11 protein-coding genes are annotated in these 15766 nt (G+C 64.1%); 8 read left to right on the forward strand and 3 right to left on the reverse strand.

Annotated elements, in window-relative coordinates:
- Positions 1–19: 19 nt before the first annotated feature.
- The 7 genes from NO360_RS07920 (at position 20) to NO360_RS07950 (ending at position 9804) form a co-directional block, all read left to right on the forward strand.
- Positions 20–1429 carry a class II fumarate hydratase gene (locus NO360_RS07920; RefSeq protein ID WP_256307224.1) on the forward strand — a complete coding sequence of 470 codons (1410 nt, stop codon included), beginning with the start codon at positions 20–22 and terminating at the stop codon, positions 1427–1429.
- A 138-nt stretch (positions 1430–1567) separates the two neighbouring features.
- Complete coding sequence (locus tag NO360_RS07925) at positions 1568–2335, forward strand: hypothetical protein (RefSeq protein WP_256307225.1); 768 nt, start codon at positions 1568–1570, stop codon at positions 2333–2335.
- The gene (locus NO360_RS07930; RefSeq protein WP_256308503.1) at positions 2293–3024 is read left to right on the forward strand and encodes a class I SAM-dependent methyltransferase; all 732 of its coding nucleotides are present in this window, start codon (positions 2293–2295) and stop codon (positions 3022–3024) included. Before NO360_RS07925 ends, NO360_RS07930 begins: the two co-directional genes overlap by 43 nt.
- A gap of 108 nt (positions 3025–3132) precedes the next feature.
- Entirely contained in the window at positions 3133–3297 is a 165-nt protein-coding gene (locus NO360_RS07935) for an HVO_2901 family zinc finger protein (protein WP_256307227.1), read from the forward strand.
- 179 nt (positions 3298–3476) lie between these two features.
- Positions 3477–5345: a Glu-tRNA(Gln) amidotransferase subunit GatE gene (gene gatE, locus NO360_RS07940; protein ID WP_256307229.1), complete on the forward strand. Its 1869-nt coding sequence runs from the start codon at positions 3477–3479 to the stop codon at positions 5343–5345.
- 105 nt (positions 5346–5450) lie between these two features.
- Complete coding sequence (locus NO360_RS07945; protein WP_256307230.1) at positions 5451–7364, forward strand: methyl-accepting chemotaxis protein; 1914 nt, start codon at positions 5451–5453, stop codon at positions 7362–7364.
- 673 nt (positions 7365–8037) lie between these two features.
- The gene (locus NO360_RS07950) at positions 8038–9804 is read left to right on the forward strand and encodes a hypothetical protein (protein ID WP_256307232.1); all 1767 of its coding nucleotides are present in this window, start codon (positions 8038–8040) and stop codon (positions 9802–9804) included.
- A 5-nt stretch (positions 9805–9809) separates the two neighbouring features.
- On the opposite strand, the gene NO360_RS07955 is transcribed toward NO360_RS07950, so the two are convergent.
- The 3 genes from NO360_RS07955 to NO360_RS07965 all read right to left on the reverse strand — a co-directional run bounded on the left by NO360_RS07955 (position 9810) and on the right by NO360_RS07965 (position 13351).
- Positions 9810–11240, reverse strand: a complete 1431-nt coding sequence (locus NO360_RS07955) for an ArsB/NhaD family transporter (RefSeq protein WP_256307233.1) — start codon at positions 11238–11240, stop codon at positions 9810–9812.
- Positions 11241–11944: 704 nt separating this feature from the next.
- A complete protein-coding gene (locus NO360_RS07960) occupies positions 11945–12769 on the reverse strand; it encodes an RNA methyltransferase (protein WP_256307234.1) in 825 nt (274 codons plus the stop codon).
- Positions 12770–13351 (reverse strand): DUF8114 family protein, encoded by a 582-nt coding sequence (locus tag NO360_RS07965; protein ID WP_256307236.1) that lies wholly within the window; start codon positions 13349–13351, stop codon positions 12770–12772. It abuts the gene before it with no gap.
- Positions 13352–13483: 132 nt separating this feature from the next.
- On the opposite strand from NO360_RS07965, the gene rqcH reads away from it, so the two are divergent.
- Positions 13484–15616, forward strand: coding sequence for a ribosome rescue protein RqcH (rqcH, locus tag NO360_RS07970; protein WP_256307238.1), 2133 nt, complete (start codon positions 13484–13486; stop codon positions 15614–15616).
- Positions 15617–15766: the final 150 nt, after the last annotated feature.

Raw genomic sequence — 15766 nt, forward strand, 5'->3', positions numbered from 1 at the left:
GCCAGCCCTCGCTCCGAGTATGTCAGACGACGAGTACCGCATCGAGCGGGACAGCCTCGGAGAGATGCAGGTGCCGAGAGACGCCTACTGGGGCGCACAGACCCAGCGGGCCATCGAGAACTTCCCCATCTCGGGTATCGCCTTCGGACGCCGCTTCGTCCGGGCGCTCGGAGTGGTGAAGAAGGCCGCCGCGCAGGCGAACCGCGATCTCGGACTCGTCGACGACGAGATTGCCGACGCCATCGTCGCGGCCGCAGACGAGGTCATCGCCGGCGAGCACGACGACCAGTTCCCGGTCGACGTCTTCCAGACCGGATCGGGGACCTCCTCGAATATGAACGCCAACGAGGTCATCGCTAACCGCGCCGCCGAAATTATGGGCGAGTCGATCGGCGACCGCGCCGTCCACCCGAACGACCACGTCAACTACGGCCAGTCCTCGAACGACGTGATCCCGACGGCGATGCACGTCTCTGCGCTGGAGGCCGTCCAGAAGGATCTGATCCCGGCGCTCGAAACGCTCGCGGCGTCGCTCGAAGCGAAGGAAGACGAGTTCGACGGCGTCGTCAAGACCGGTCGCACGCACCTGCAGGACGCCACCCCGATCCGACTCGGCCAGGAGTTCGCGGGCTACCGCACGCAGGTCGAGAAGGGAGTCGCCCGCGCGGAGACCGTCAGCGACCACCTTGGCGAACTCGCCCTCGGCGGCACCGCCGTCGGGACGGGGCTCAACACGCACCCCGAGTTCCCCGAGCGCGCCGCCGACTACATCTCCGCGGAGACGGGCCTCTCGTTCCGGCCGGCGGACAGCCACTTCGAGGCGCAGGCCGCCCACGACGCGATGAACGAGGCCCACGGCGCGCTCCGCACGGTCGCGGGCTCGCTGAACAAGATCGCGAACGACCTCCGACTCCTGGCCTCGGGGCCGCGAAACGGCCTCGGCGAGATCGAACAGCCCGAGAATCAGCCCGGGAGTTCGATCATGCCCGGCAAGATCAACCCGGTCGTCGCGGAGGCGGTCAACCAGGTCCACAAGCAGGTCGTCGGCAACGACGCCGCCGTCGCCGCGGGCGCTGCGGAGGGACAGATCGATCTCAACCTCTACAAGCCCGTCCTCGCGCACAACTTCCTGCAGTCGGCCGACCTGCTCTCGAACGCCGCCGAGGTGTTCGCCGAGCGCTTCGTCGCGAAGCTCGAAGCCAACGAGGAGGTCTGCGAGGCGCAGGTCGAGCGGTCGATGGCGCTGGCGACGGCGCTGAACCCGACGATCGGGTACGACAAGGCCAGCGAGGTCGCGAAAACGGCCCTGAAGGAGGACAAGACGGTGCGGGAAGTCGTCGTCGAGAAGGGCTACCTCACGGAGACCGAGGCCGACGAGGTGTTGAACCCCGAGTCGATGACGCACCGCGGTATCCTCGGCGAGGACTGACCGCCGCAGTCGTTCAGACTGGCATACTCCGTGCGCGGCCGTTTTCAGATCCATCCGTACGCAACCGTTTCCGGCCCCGTCCCCCGTCGCGGTCGTCGCCGGACGTACGCTTTTGCCCGTGCGACCGTATGCGGACGTATGGCGGGTCCGAACCCCGATGAACTGCTCGCGGTCGTCGATCGGTTCCCGACGCCGCCCGAATCGGACCGATTCGACCGCGCCGACGAACTGCTCGACGGCACGTACAGCGCGATGGCGGACTCGTGGTACCCGGAGCTACAGCGCCGCGCTGCGGCGTACGCCGACGGCGACGTTCTCCGCGAGTCGGTGCTCGAACACGTCGAATCGGTCCCCTCCTTCCGGCTCTCGGAGGGGGCGACGCCGTTGCCCCGATCGCGGGAGGCGCTCGCGAGGGCCGCCGCCACGCTCGATTCCGTCTCCGAAGTCTCGGCGTGGTACGCCGACCTGTGGACGATGCTCGCCGACACCCGCGACGGTCTGTCCCTCTTCGAGCGAGTCCTCCACGACTTCGGCTACGCGGCGGCGCACGTCCTCTTTCTCGGCGCGTCATCGCCCGAACAGGTGGTCCGTCGACTCCGCTGGGCGTATCGGGCCGTGGGGGTCCGGATCGACGAAACGGCGTCGGAGGCCGGAACCGAACGGACGGCGTTCACCTGTCCGTACCGCGACCTCGCCGCCGGGAGTCGCGGACAGCGGTGGGTCTGTCACGAGAAACTGGACCGCGTCGACGACGGGTACGTGACCTACCTGCGAGAGGGCGGAATCGACTACCAGCGACCGCGAGGCTGTCCCGACTCCGAGCGATGCTACTCGTCGGTCGCGCGGGACGGCCCCCGCCAGTGGTGGCCGAAGACGTCGCCGGCGACGGTCGAGAGCGGACCGTGACGCCGAGCGATTCGACGAACGGACCCGCGCCGTTCGACCTCGACGCGGCCAGTCGGATCCGGCGGGAGTACGGCGCGTGGGCACCGATCTACGACTGGTTCGCGCGCTCGACGGCCTCGGTCGGCGGCGTCCGCGACGGCTGCGTGGCCGCGCTCGACCTCGAACCGGGCGACACCGTCGTCGATTTCGGCTGCGGTCCCGGCGTCAACTTCCCCGCGCTACGGGAAACCGTCGGTCCCGACGGCCGCGTCGTCGGCGTCGACGTCACCGGGCCGATGCTCGAACGGGCGCGCGGACTCGTCGAGCGACGCGGCTGGGAGAACGTCGCCGTGGTGCAGGGCGACGCCACGAGACCGCCGGTTCGATCGGCCGACGGCGTCCTCTCCACGTTCGTGACGTCCCTGTTCGCGGATCCGTACGCGGTCGTCTGTACGTGGTGCGACCTCGCGGACCACGTCGTCGTGACTAACTTCGCACCACACGGGGGACGCGCAGCCAACGCCGCGCTCTGGGGGTTCGCACAGTTGAACGCCCGCCTGTTCGACGTCGAGGCGGGCGATCCCCTTCGGCAACTCCAAGCCCGAACGGCCGAGTCCCGACGGGCGCTCGTCGACTGCCTCGATTCGGTCGTCTACCGGGACTACCTGTTCGGAACGATCCGCCTGCACGCCGGGTATCGGGCGGATTGAGTGGACGTCGCGGCGCGAGCCCGATTCCCCGAAAGCGCGTTCGCCGCGGGTCGTCCACACTCGTTCGAGAATCGATACGTTGATACTGGCATTCGTCGAAATCCGCGTATGCAGGGACTTCAGTACAACCGCGACCGCGGTCGGGACCTCCTAGAGTGCCGACACTGCGGCGCGACGTTCCCCGAAGGCAGGGCGACGACCGACGGTTGGCACTACGCCTGTCCGGAGTGCGACGAGGGAAGCGGCATCGGCGACGGCCTCCGTCGGCTGTAGCGAATCTACCGGGAAAACGCCGTCCCGACCGTTCGCTTCGAGTGGTCTCTAGCCGTAACGGCCGTGTGGTATGTGACCTATTGTGTCGCGGTCGCTCTTGACGCAATCGACCGCAGGGAGTCGGTCCCCTCGCCGCGGACTGAATCATTTTTTACGCCGGGAGTGCGCACTCACTCGTAATGACCGCGTACGACTACGACGATCTCGGCCTCGTCGCGGGCCTCGAGATCCACCAGCAACTCGACACCGCGACGAAGCTGTTCTGTCAGTGTCCGACCGACGAGCGCGACCCCGATTCGGCGACGCGCTCGTTCACGCGCTACCTCCACCCGACGAAGAGCGAACTCGGCGAACTCGACGAGGCCGCCCTCGAAGAGAGCCGCGTCGACCGCGAGTTCGAGTACCTCGCCTACGACTCGACCTGCCTCGTCGAGGAGGACGAGGAGCCGCCGCACCGCCTCGACGCGGAGGCACAGGAGGTCGCCCTCCAGATCGCGGAACTCCTCGATATGGAGCCGGTCGATCAGGCGCACGTGATGCGAAAGCTGGTCATCGACGGATCGAACACCTCTGGGTTCCAGCGGACGTCGCTCGTCGCTCAGGACGGGGAAATCGAGACCGGCGACGGCCCCGTCGGCGTCGAGGACCTGCTGCTCGAAGAGGAGTCGGCCCAGCGCGTCGAGGAGCGCGACGAGGGGGTCACTTTCTCGCTGGACCGACTGGGCGTCCCGCTCGTTGAGATCGGGACGCGCCCCGACATCGACTCCCCCGAGCAAGCGCGTGAGGCCGCCGAGACGATCGGAATGCTGCTCCGCTCGACCGGGTCGGTCAAGCGCGGCCTGGGGACGATCCGCCAGGACGTGAACGTCTCCATCGCCGAGGGCGCGCGCGTCGAGATCAAGGGCGTGCAGGCGCTCGATCAGATCGACGAGATCGTCCGCCAGGAGGTCGGCCGCCAGGTCGAACTGCTCGACGTCCGCGACGAACTCCGCGACCGCGGTGCCGCCGTCGGCGACGTCGTCGATGTCTCCGAGGTGTTCGAGGGGACCGACTCCGGCGTGATCAGCGGCGCGCTCTCGGGCGGCGGCTCGGTGATGGCAGTGCCGCTCTTCGGGTTCGACGGCCTCGTCGGCCGCGAGATCCAGCCGGATCGTCGGCTCGGGACCGAACTCTCGGACCACGCGAAGCGCCACGGCGCGGGCGGCATCTTCCACACCGACGAACTGCCGGCCTACGGCGTGACCGAAGACGAGGTCGACGCGCTGCGCGACGCCGTGGACGCCGGCGAAGAGGACGCTGTCGCCATCGTCGCCGCCGGAGCCGAGACCGCGGAACTGGCTATCGATGCCGCGGCAGCGCGCGCGGAGACCGCGCTCGACGGCGTCCCCGAGGAGACGCGCGGCGCGAACGAGGACGGGACGACGCGCTACCTCCGACCGCTGCCCGGCGCGGCGCGGATGTACCCCGAGACGGACGTCCCGCCGGTCGAACTGTACCCCTCGGCCGTCGAGACGCCGGAACTGCTGACCGAGAAGGTCGAGCGCTACCAGGACGAGTTCGGACTCGATGCGGGCCTCGCAGAGCAGGTCGCCTACGGCCGCCGGATGCCCTTGTTCGAGCGCGCCGTCGACGAGGGCGTCGACGCGACGTTCGCGGCCGGTCTGCTGGAGTCGACGCTCACGGAACTCCGTCGCGACGACGTCGCCGTCGAGCGGCTGACCGACGAACACCTCCTCGCGGTGATGCGCCTCGTCGAGGACGGCGAGTTGGCGAAGGAGGGCGTCGCCGACGTCCTGGGAGAACTGGCGGCCGATCCCGACCTCACCGCCGCGGCGGCCGTCGAGGAGGCCGGGCTCTCGGGCGTCTCCGAGGCCGAAGTCCGCGACGCGGTCGTCGAGGTCGTCGAGCGGAACGCCGAGCAGGTCGACGCGGAGGGAATGGCGGCGTTCTCAGGTCTGATGGGCGAGGCGATGGGCGCGCTTCGCGGCAAGGCCGACGGCGAAATCGTCAGCGACGTGCTCCGCGAGGAGATACAGAAGCGCTCCTAACCGAGTCGGCGGGACGTAGCGAACGCGTTCGGGCACTTCGTGCGCCATTATGTGATCTGATATCTGGCACCGAAGGGTTTTCACCGTGCTCGTCAGCGTGCGTGTATGGCAGAGGCGACCGGCAACACCGCGGCGGAGGCAGGGCTGGGGGACGGGGTGCGCGGGACGATCAGGGAGATCATCAAGTACACCCCGAGCGGCTACTCGATCCCGGACGAGTCGTGGCGTCGTCGCCACCGCAACATCGTCATCCTCCTCGTGGCGCACATCCCGCTCCTCTTCGCCCTCGGGATGTACGAGGGCACGGACTCGTTCACCGGTGCGACGATCCCCGGAACCCCGCTCTCGCAGATCCTGCTTCGGGTGGGCGTGCTCGGGGCTATCGCCGCGCTAGCGAGTTGGCCCAGACTCGGGCGGCGAACGCGGACGACGCTCGCGACGGTCGGACTGGCGACGGGATCGGCGATACTCGTCTACTTCTCGGGGGGCTACATCGAGGCGCACTTCCACTTCTTCGTCGTTATGGGCGTCGTCGCCATTTACGAGGACTGGCTCCCCTTCCTCGTCGGGATCGCCTACGTCGCGATCCAGCACGGCGTCTTCGGGATGCTGAACCCCAGTGCGGTGTACAACCACGCCGCCGGTGCCAACAACCCCTTCGTGTGGGCGGGCATCCACGCGACGTTCGTGCTGGCGCTGTCGGCCGCGCTGATGGCCAACTGGTACTCCATCGAACGATCCCGCGAGGAGACCCGAAAGCAACTCGCCGAGACCGAGGAGGCCGAGGCGCTGAAGGCCGAGGCCGAGAAGCGACAGCGGGAGGTCGAACGACTGAACGAGCATCTCGAAGCGAAGGCCGACGCCTACAGCGCGACGATGGCGCGCGCGGCCGACGGTGAACTCGGTGTCCGACTCGACGCCGAGAGCCAGAGCGAGGCGATGACGCAGATCGGCGAGGCCTACAACGAGATGATGACGGAGATGGAATCGGCGATGTCCGACATCCAGACGTTCGCCGAGGAGGTCTCCGCCGCGAGCGAGGAGGCCAACGCCGGGGCCGGCGAGGTCAAGCAGGCGAGCGCGGAAGTCAGCGAGGCGATCCAGGAGATCTCGAGCGGGACGACCGACCAGCGCGAGATGCTCGAAGAGGTCTACGGAGAGATGACGGACCTCTCGGCGACCGTCGAGGAGGTCGCGGCGTCGGCGGAAACCGTCGCGGAGACCTCACACCAGACGGCGGAGGTCGCCGAGGCCGGCGAATCGACCGCCCGACAGGCGATCGACGACACGCGGGGCGGCCAGACCGCGATCGACTCGACGGTCGACCACGTCGAGCGCCTCGACGAGCAGATGGCGGAGATCGGCGAGATCGTCGAACTCATCAGCGACATCGCCGAACAGACCAACCTGCTGGCGCTGAACGCGAACATCGAGGCCGCTCGCGTCGGCAGCACGGGCGGCGGGGGCAGCGGCGACGGGTTCGCGGTCGTCGCCGACGAGGTCAAGCAACTGGCCGAGGAGACCCAGGAGTCGGCCAACGACATCGAGGAACTGATCGAGGAGACGCAGGCGCAGACGGCGCGGACCGTCGAGGAGGCGCGGACCGCCGAGGAGCATATGCAGGAGGGCGTCGAGGCCGTCCAGGACGTGCTCGACGCGTTCACGCAGGTGGTCGAGAACACCGACGAGACCGACAGCGGGATCCAGGAGATCAGCGGGGCGACCGACGATCAGGCGGCGAGCGCGGAGCACGCCGTCTCGCGCGTCGAGGAGGTGGCCGAGATCAGTCAGCGCACCGCCGACGAGGCCGAGAGCGTCTCCGCGGCCGCCGAGGAGCAGGCGGCGTCGATCTCGCAGGTAAGCTCGAACGTCGAGTCGCTGGCGACCCAGGCCGAGAAGCTCCAGTCGCTGGTGTCGGACTTCGAGGTCAGCGGGACGGGGTCCGAACCGCCGGCCGGCGGTCCCGGCGCGGGCGCGGGCGAGAGCGTCGCCGTCGGCGACGGCGGACGCTTGGAGTAACCGAGCTACTCGATCGGGAGCAGTACCGTCGACGCTCGTTCTTTAGCCAGGTCATAGAGGTTCGAGACACAGTCTTTGTTCCTCTGTGGATTTGAATCTCGCCGCGGGTCCACAGAGAAGAGGAAGCCGAACTCCTTCTGGGTCCCTTGGTTTTAAATACCCAAAATGTGACAACTTGGAATCAATGCTGACTGTGCCCCTCATTCTGGAATCCCCGGGTCTGATTCCGTGGCTGGTTTTCTTTCTGTACGCGATTTTGCTGGTCGTTGGACTGTACTACCTCTCTCGGACGTTCATCCAGTATCGAATCGTCTACGGGCACCTTGACGACCTGTTCAGGTTCCTCACTTCACTCCGCATCTGGAGTATCCGCTATCGGAAATCCTACACCATCGCCGTCGTTCTGGTTTTGACCGGAATTTTCCTGGGGTTAGTGTATGCGGCCGAAATGCTACACGTCACGTTCTACGGGACGGATCCGGTCTTCAGCGGTCCAGTCGACTATTTTCGTTGGCTGTCGGTATTCGTCATTAGCGGCCTGCAGATGGGTGAGTATCCCCGGAGTTTACTTGCGTTCGTTCTGTCAGGGGTGTTTCCCCTGTTTGTCATCGGTTCCGTGTTAAGCATCGTCAGACTAACCTCGGAGGGGGCTCACGAGGCTCTCGTCACGAGAATGGCCGAGGGCGAGATTTCGCCGTACCGCGTGGTCATTTTGAATTATCAGGAGGAATACGATGAATTCGTTCGCTCCGTGCTCAGTCACTCCACGGCATTCGTCGTCCTCTTCGCGAAAGACGATCACATACAGGACGCGAGGAGTTTTGTCGAGGGCATCGAACAGACCGACGGGCGTGAGTACCGGACCCACATCGAACACCTCTCGTACTCCAGTGACGTGCTCTTTGAGCAGTACAGCGTCCTGCAGAGTGACGAACTCTACATTTTCCCCGACGCCGAGAGCCGCACCGATTACGAGAATCTCCGACTTATCACCCGTCTCAACGAGGAGGTCAAGGACCGCGAGCAGAGTCCCTACCGATCAGCGGAGCCCCCGAACGTCATCTGGATGACCGACAGTCGCAAGCTGTCCGGTGTCGCGAAGAACCTCGAACCGACGACGTTCAAAGAAAATCTCCACGCGATGAGTTTCCAAGACGACGTCCGTGATCTGGTCCGCGCGAACACGAACGAGACAATAACGGAACTTGAGCAGTATTACAACTTCTCCGACGAGGAGGTCCCCCCCTGGATCGAGGGGTACCCGCTGGAGAACTACACGTTCAGGCCGAATCCACTCACCGAGGAAGAACTCGATGCCCTCGACGAAATCAAAGACTACCGGGTGCGGATCGGATCGAATTCGGTCGAGTCGGTCCAGCAGGGTCAACTCGCAGCGATGCGAGACAGGGTTCTGAATTCGATCCGGGATCGGTTGCAGACCGAGCGAGCAACGAACCCGCCGGATCGAGTCGGGCTGTTTTTCGGCCTCCTGACAGAGAATGCGAACGCGTCGATACCGATCGATCTCCATTCGGCGTACCTGAGCCAGCAGATGGAGACGACGACCGACGCCATTCAACTTCGGAAAACGGAGAACGTCTCGGCCCCTGATGACCGCCGGAGCTCCGGCGGAAACATCTTTATCGTGAACTACAACTCGAAGATCAAGGACTTCGCCCTCTCGTTCGAAGACTACGAATCGAGCAGTGAGCGCTACCTCACGATGTACACTTCCGAGAACCAGATCACACCGGACAGCACTTCACGTACTAACTTCGTGGAGTACCGTTCGATGAACGACCTTCTCGATATGCTGTTCAACGAAACTGAGCGGAGTCCACACCGTGTCAGGCCCGGCGACACGATCATCCTCCTGCTGGATTACACTATTCCGAGCCCGAAAATCAACGTCCTGCGCGTGCTGGACGCGATCGACGATAAACTGAATGCCGATTCGACCGATGTCGATCACAACGAGGTGTTCCTCGCCGTTGAATCGGACCTCGAATCGGGGAACGAAGAATACCGCTATCTGGCGGTCGACAAGATACTCGAGACGCAACTCACCCAGCGGTTGTTCCTCCATAACCTCGTCCAGATGCGGACGAGTGATGTCGTCACGAATCTGATTCAGGAGGGGAAAATCACCCGAGAGGAAGCGTTCGGCTGGGCAGTCAACACGGCGTACTATTTCAGGGAGTTCCGGATCGACTCCTGTAAGGACCCGAAAACTGGCGATCGAGAGGACGAGCCGGTGACCGGACCGATCACGGATATCGTCGAAGAATGGCAAGATAACAGCCAGCGGAACCCCCTCCCGTTCACCACGTTCTCCCTCCATCGTGATGAGGAACACGGGATCTCTGTCGAGTTACACGAGTTGCGCCGAGATCTTGAGGTGACTGAGAATCAGTTTTTGGTCTCATTCCCGCGGATGTAGAAAAGTCAGTACGGTCCGATGAGAATCGAGAGCAGCACCCAAGCGAACACGAGAAACAGGCCGACGGAGAGGCCAGTGAACAGGAAGTGGGTTATCCCGTACCGGACCAGATCCGATCGATCCGGGAACGACATCTCGTCGTGAAACTCCGGATATACCTTTCGCTGGCGTAGTCGATGGATGCGGATCTGATTGAACCAGAGCAGTCCCGCCAGTGCGCCGACCTGTGTCACGTATGTCCCGATGTTTAGTCCAGTCAGCGACGCCTGCACGAGAATGATCTCGGTGACGTCCGACGTGAACTCGATTTGCGAGAAGACCGTCGCCACGAGGGCTGCGGCGGGGAGATCGTTGAATATGTTCACTATCACGCCGGACCCGAGGACTCCGAACACTGCGGATCGGACCGGACTCCCGACGAAAAAGTTCTCGATGATCGGGATCAGAGTCCCACTCACGAATGCTGTCTGGCCGAAGGCTTCAGCGAACGTAAAGAACGTCATCCCGAAAAAAAAGACGCCGTATGGAAGCCGCTTGATCGCGCCCGAGACGGGTTCCTCGTGTTCGCTGGAACGCATCCAATACCCAATCGCGATAAGGATACTCGGAACCGCACACCAGTACAGTGACGCCTCAAAGAACGTCACGACAGCCACGAACGCTACGAATAGCCCGAAAATGACGATCCAGTCCCGCATCTGCCTCGTGAAATACGGTTCGGGCACTTCCTGTGGCATCGTGTACTCGTTCTGAATTTCAAGGTAATTGAACAGTCGCGAATCGGCCCGGGAGATATCAAGCATCCTGCTAATCAACAGGAACGACGACCCGAAGGCGGCGACTGCGGGAACGAACATCAGCGCCAGATACTCAAAGAAGTTGATCGCCAACTCCTCTGCGACGATAATATTCGTCGGTGATCCGATGAGTAATCCCATCGACAGCGTGTTTGCTGCGACGAATTGGGAGAGCAAGAGAGGTTTCGTGTTCTTGACTCCGGCTTGGAAACAGATCTCGACGATGATCGGCGTCACGACGAGAACGACGATATCGTTCGTCGTAAAGAACGTAACCGCGGATGTCATCGTGAACATATAGAGGACTAGTCTCCGGGACTGCCCCTTACAGAGCTCCACGATCTTGTACGCGAGATATCGAAAGAATCCCGACGCTCCCAGCCCCTCGGACATAATGCCGAAAGAAAAAATGAGAATGATGATGTCGAGTTTCTCGGCAAAGGCCGTCCTGATTGCCGAACCCTGGATTGCCTCCAGCCCCAGCGCGAGTATAAACGCAATGACTGGAACCCACCAGTCCCTGTCGATCCCGAATCGCTCTCTCAGCCGAATCTCCACCCCTGCCCGGTGATCTGTGACAATAGTTAACACAGACAATATTGTCAGAATAAGAATAATTACGGCGTCAGATGATGCCATTGTGTACTGTTTTGGGGTGTTTAGGCGACAGCACATCCCGACCGAATTATTTCAGGGATGACCGATCAGGGGCTTGTTTTCCCATTCGTTACTAATAATTTTCGCTCTGCTAGCAATTATGCGCCTCCATCTCCCCGATGATGACCTCGAAGTGTCGCATCGAATAGATTTCTCTGAGGCGCTCAGAGAAGGAGACCGGCCCCGCTCGGGGGTCGGAGATAGCGCTGAACTTACAGAAATTTTTCATTATCCGGGGGCCGCCAGTTTTAGGTCCACGGGACGCGGTCCAGAACGGCTTGTGGGACTCGTAGTCGAAGAGAAAGGTATCGTCGTCGTTTCGCCGACGCAATAAGCAGTGACCGGGTGCGATCTCATCGTCGCTCTCGGACCGCAACGGGCGTGGCGTCTCGCATCTATCGCAGGATGGCGGACAACAACGCGGCTACACTACCAGGTTCCGTGGCCGAGATTGGGAAACCATTTGATAATAACAGCGTTGACCCCAGTCAGAACGGAACAGCTGTACTGGACGACCCTCCGGATTTGAGTCTGAGGGCGTAATAGGAGGCATTTCTAGGAATCTCGGCTACAAGGACGTCCCCCGACCGGGGCGACCGACCAGAGGCGCGACGTTATGATCGAAGAGGTCGTTGACCGCAGGTGCAGCGGACATCTGACGAATGTAGACACAAGGGGTGGCGGAGTCAGTCGCGACGCGGTCGGGCAGTCGGTTCGGAGCCGGCGTCCGCGTCGGCATCGTCGGTGTGGTCGCCGAACGTTCGGTCCCCGAGGAGGTCGTTCGCGCGCCGAAAGATGCCGGTGAGGGTGGTGATCTCCCGCTCGGTCGGGTGCGCGCGGCCGAGCAGCCGTCGCAGCATCACGTTCGTCTTCTCGCGTTTGTGCGCCCGATTGTCGATGGATCGATGGAACTCCTCGAAAAAGTCGTAGAAGCGGTCGATCTCGGCCTCCGAGGCGCGCTCGCGCTCGACGTCCGGCAGTTGCGTCTCCTCGACGGTCAGCGTCCGGAGTTCGTAGAACAGGATCGTGGCCGCCTGTCCGAGGTTCAACACCGGATAGTCGCCGCTCGCGGGGATCGAACACACTTCGTCGAGCCGTTTCAACTCCGCGTTGTCGAGGCCGGTCCCCTCGCGGCCGAAGACGAGCGCCGTCTCCGTCTCCACGGTTTCGAGGCTCTCCCGGACCTCCACAGGCGTCTTGAACGGGAACCGCACGTGCTTGCGGCTGTCCTCGTTGGTGATCGCGGTCGTCCCGATCGTGTGGTAGTTCTCGACGACCTCCTCGAAGGTCACTTCGTCGGCGTTCGGGAGGACGTCCTCGCGGGCGTGGCCGGCGAAGCCGTACGCCTCCCCGTCCTCGTCGAGTTCGGGGGGATCGACGAGCTTCAGGTCCGAGAGCCCGAAGTTCTTCATCGCGCGGGCGATCGTGCCGACGTTTCCGGGGGTTTTCGGCTCGACGACGACGACGACGGGCTCGCGGCTGCGTGTCGGGTCGGTGCTCTCTCCCGACATCTACTTCGTGGGGTAGTCGCGGCTGAGATCGACGTCGCCGAGCGACGGCGCGTCCTCGCCCTCCTCGACGGTCGTGATCTCGCCGGTCCTGAGGTCGATCCGCTTGCGCTCGCCCTCGTAGTTCTCGTTGAGCCGGCGGTTGAGTTCCGCGGGGTCCGGCGGCGTCGGCAGCGTGTCGGGGTCGGTGTCGACGTGTTCGAGGCCACCGTAGCCCTCCGGCGCGCGGTTACCAGCCGCGAACCACTCGTGGAACCGGTCGCGGAAGGTCTCCGTCCCCGCGGCCTCCTTCCCGCCCTCCTCGCGGAACCAGTAGAGGAAGTCCGCCTCGTGGTCCGAACACAGCAGCACCTCCTCCATCGGTTCGCCGTAGACGATCTCCGCCTGGTTCGAGCGGCGCTTCTCCGCCTCCCCGTGGACGAGATAGCAGGCGTCGCAGGGCTTCTCCTGGAGGTACGTCAGGCGGATGAGTCGCTTCCGCGTGTCGTCGGGCACCGAGTCGAGCGCGCGGAACTCGCCGTCGTCGGTGAACACCTCCTCCTCGTCGAAGCGCCAGCCGCGGAGACCGATGCTGACTTTGGCCATTAGCGGACCGTAGCGCGTCGGTAAATAAAAGGAGCGCGTCTCGGCGGACGGCTGGGTCGAGCTGATCGCCGTGGGCCGCAGCGGAGCGACCGGAACGTGCGGCTTTTCCTTCCCCCGCGAGAACGGAGGGCTATGGACCCGAAGCGGGAACTCACGAGCGTCGACCTGGCCGCCCTCGTCACCGAACTGAACCGGTACGAGGGGGCGAAGGTCGACAAGGCCTACCTCTACGGCGACGACCTGCTCCGCTTCCGGATGCGCGACTTCGACCGCGGTCGCGTGGAACTGATTTTGGAGGTCGGCGACACGAAGCGGGCGCACGTCGCCGATCCCGACCACGTCCCCGACGCGCCGGGGCGGCCGCCGAACTTCGCGATGATGCTGCGGAACCGACTCTCCGGAGCAGACTTCGCGGGCGTCGAGCAGTTCGAGTTCGACCGCATCCTCGTCTTCGAGTTCGAGCGCGACGACGAGGACACGAGGATCGTCGTCGAACTGTTCGGGCAGGGCAACGTCGCCGTCCTCGACGAGACCGGCGAGGTCGTCCAGAGCCTCGAAACCGTCCGGCTGAAGTCCAGGACGGTCGCACCGGGGGCGCAGTACGAGTTCCCCTCCTCGCGGCTGGACCCGCTGACGGTCGGCTACGAGGCGTTCGTGCGGAATATGGCCGACTCCGACACCGACGTCGTGCGGACGCTCGCGACGCAGTTGAACCTCGGCGGCCTCTACGCCGAGGAGGTCTGCACCCGCGCGGGCGTAGAGAAGACGACCCCGATAGGGGACGCCACCGAAGAGGAGTTCCGCGCGCTCCACGACGCGCTCGACGACCTTCGGACCAGACTCCGCTCCGGGGAGTTCGACCCCCGCGTCTACGTCGACGACGACGGTGCGGTCGTCGACGCGACGCCGTTCCCGCTGAAGGAACACGAGCGGGAAGGACTCGACAGCCAAGCCTACGACTCGTTCAACGAGGCGCTCGACGAGTACTTCTACCGACTGGAGACCGAGGAGGCGTCCGAGGCGGAAGAGCCGGGGAGCGCGCGCCCGGATTTCCAGGCCGAGATCGAGAAGAAAAAGCGAATCATCGACCAGCAGGAGGGCGCGATCGAGGGGTTCGAACAGCAGGCCGAGACCGAGCGCCGCCGCGCCGAACTGCTGTACGCGAACTACGACCTCGTCGACGAGGTGCTCTCGACCGTTCGCGAGGCCCGCGGGAACGGCGTCCCGTGGGACGAGATCCGCGAGACGCTCGACGCGGGGGCCGAACGGGGGATCCCGGCGGCCGAGGCCGTCGTCGACGTCGACGGCGCGGAGGGGACAGTCACGATCGAACTCGACGGCACCGACGTGGAAGTCGACGTCGACGACGGCGTCGAGAAGAACGCCGACCGCCTCTACACCGAGGCCAAGCGGATCGAGGAGAAGAAGGAGGGCGCGCTCGCGGCGATCGAGAACACGCGGGAGGAACTCGAAGCCGTCAAGAAGCGGCGCGACGAGTGGGAGGCCGACGAGGGAGACGACGAAGGTCAGACGGAGGAAGCGGACGGAGACGACGAGGCAGAGTTCGAGGACCGCGATTGGCTCGCGATGGAGTCGATCCCGATTCGGCGCTCCGAGGAGTGGTACGAGCGGTTCCGCTGGTTCCACACGGCCGACGGCTTCCTCGTCATCGGCGGCCGCAACGCCGATCAGAACGAGGAGATCGTCACCAAGTACCTGAACAAGCACGACCTGTTCTTCCACACGCAGGCCCACGGCGGCCCGGTGACGATCGTGAAGGCGACGGGGCCCTCCGAGCCCTCCGAGGCGGTCGAATTCCCCGAATCCACGAAGGAGCAGGCCGCTCAGTTCGCCGTCTCCTACTCTTCGACCTGGAAGGAGGGTCGATACGCCGGCGAGGCGTATATGGTGACGCCCGATCAGGTGTCGAAGACCCCGGAGTCCGGCGAGTACATCGAGAAGGGCTCGTTCGTCATCAGAGGCGATCGGACCTACTTCAGAGACGTCGCCGCCGAAGTCGCCGTCGGAATCCAGTGCGAAGGCGAGACCCGGGTGCTCGGCGGTCCGCCGGCGGCGATCGAGGACCGCGTCGCGACGTCGATCCGTGTGCAACCCGGCCGCTATGCTCAGAACGACGCCGCGAAGATGCTCTACCGGGAGTTCAAAGACCGGTTCACAGACCAATCGTTCCTCCGGAAAGTTGCCAGTCCGGACAAGATCCAGGAGTTCCTGCCGCCGGGTGGGAGCGAGATCGTCGACGAGTGAGGGTGCGCCCAGAAAATAATAATTTCTGACACTTTACGGTTGGATTACGGCAGATAAGCCATCTATGTTTATCTCCGATGACAGCGTACTGATTAGTCTGAGCGAGCTCCGTCGAAACGGTGTCAGACGACGCCGACGGCATCGCTCGGT

Source organism: Halobellus litoreus, assembly GCF_024464595.1.
Lineage (GTDB): Archaea > Halobacteriota > Halobacteria > Halobacteriales > Haloferacaceae > Haloquadratum > Haloquadratum litoreum.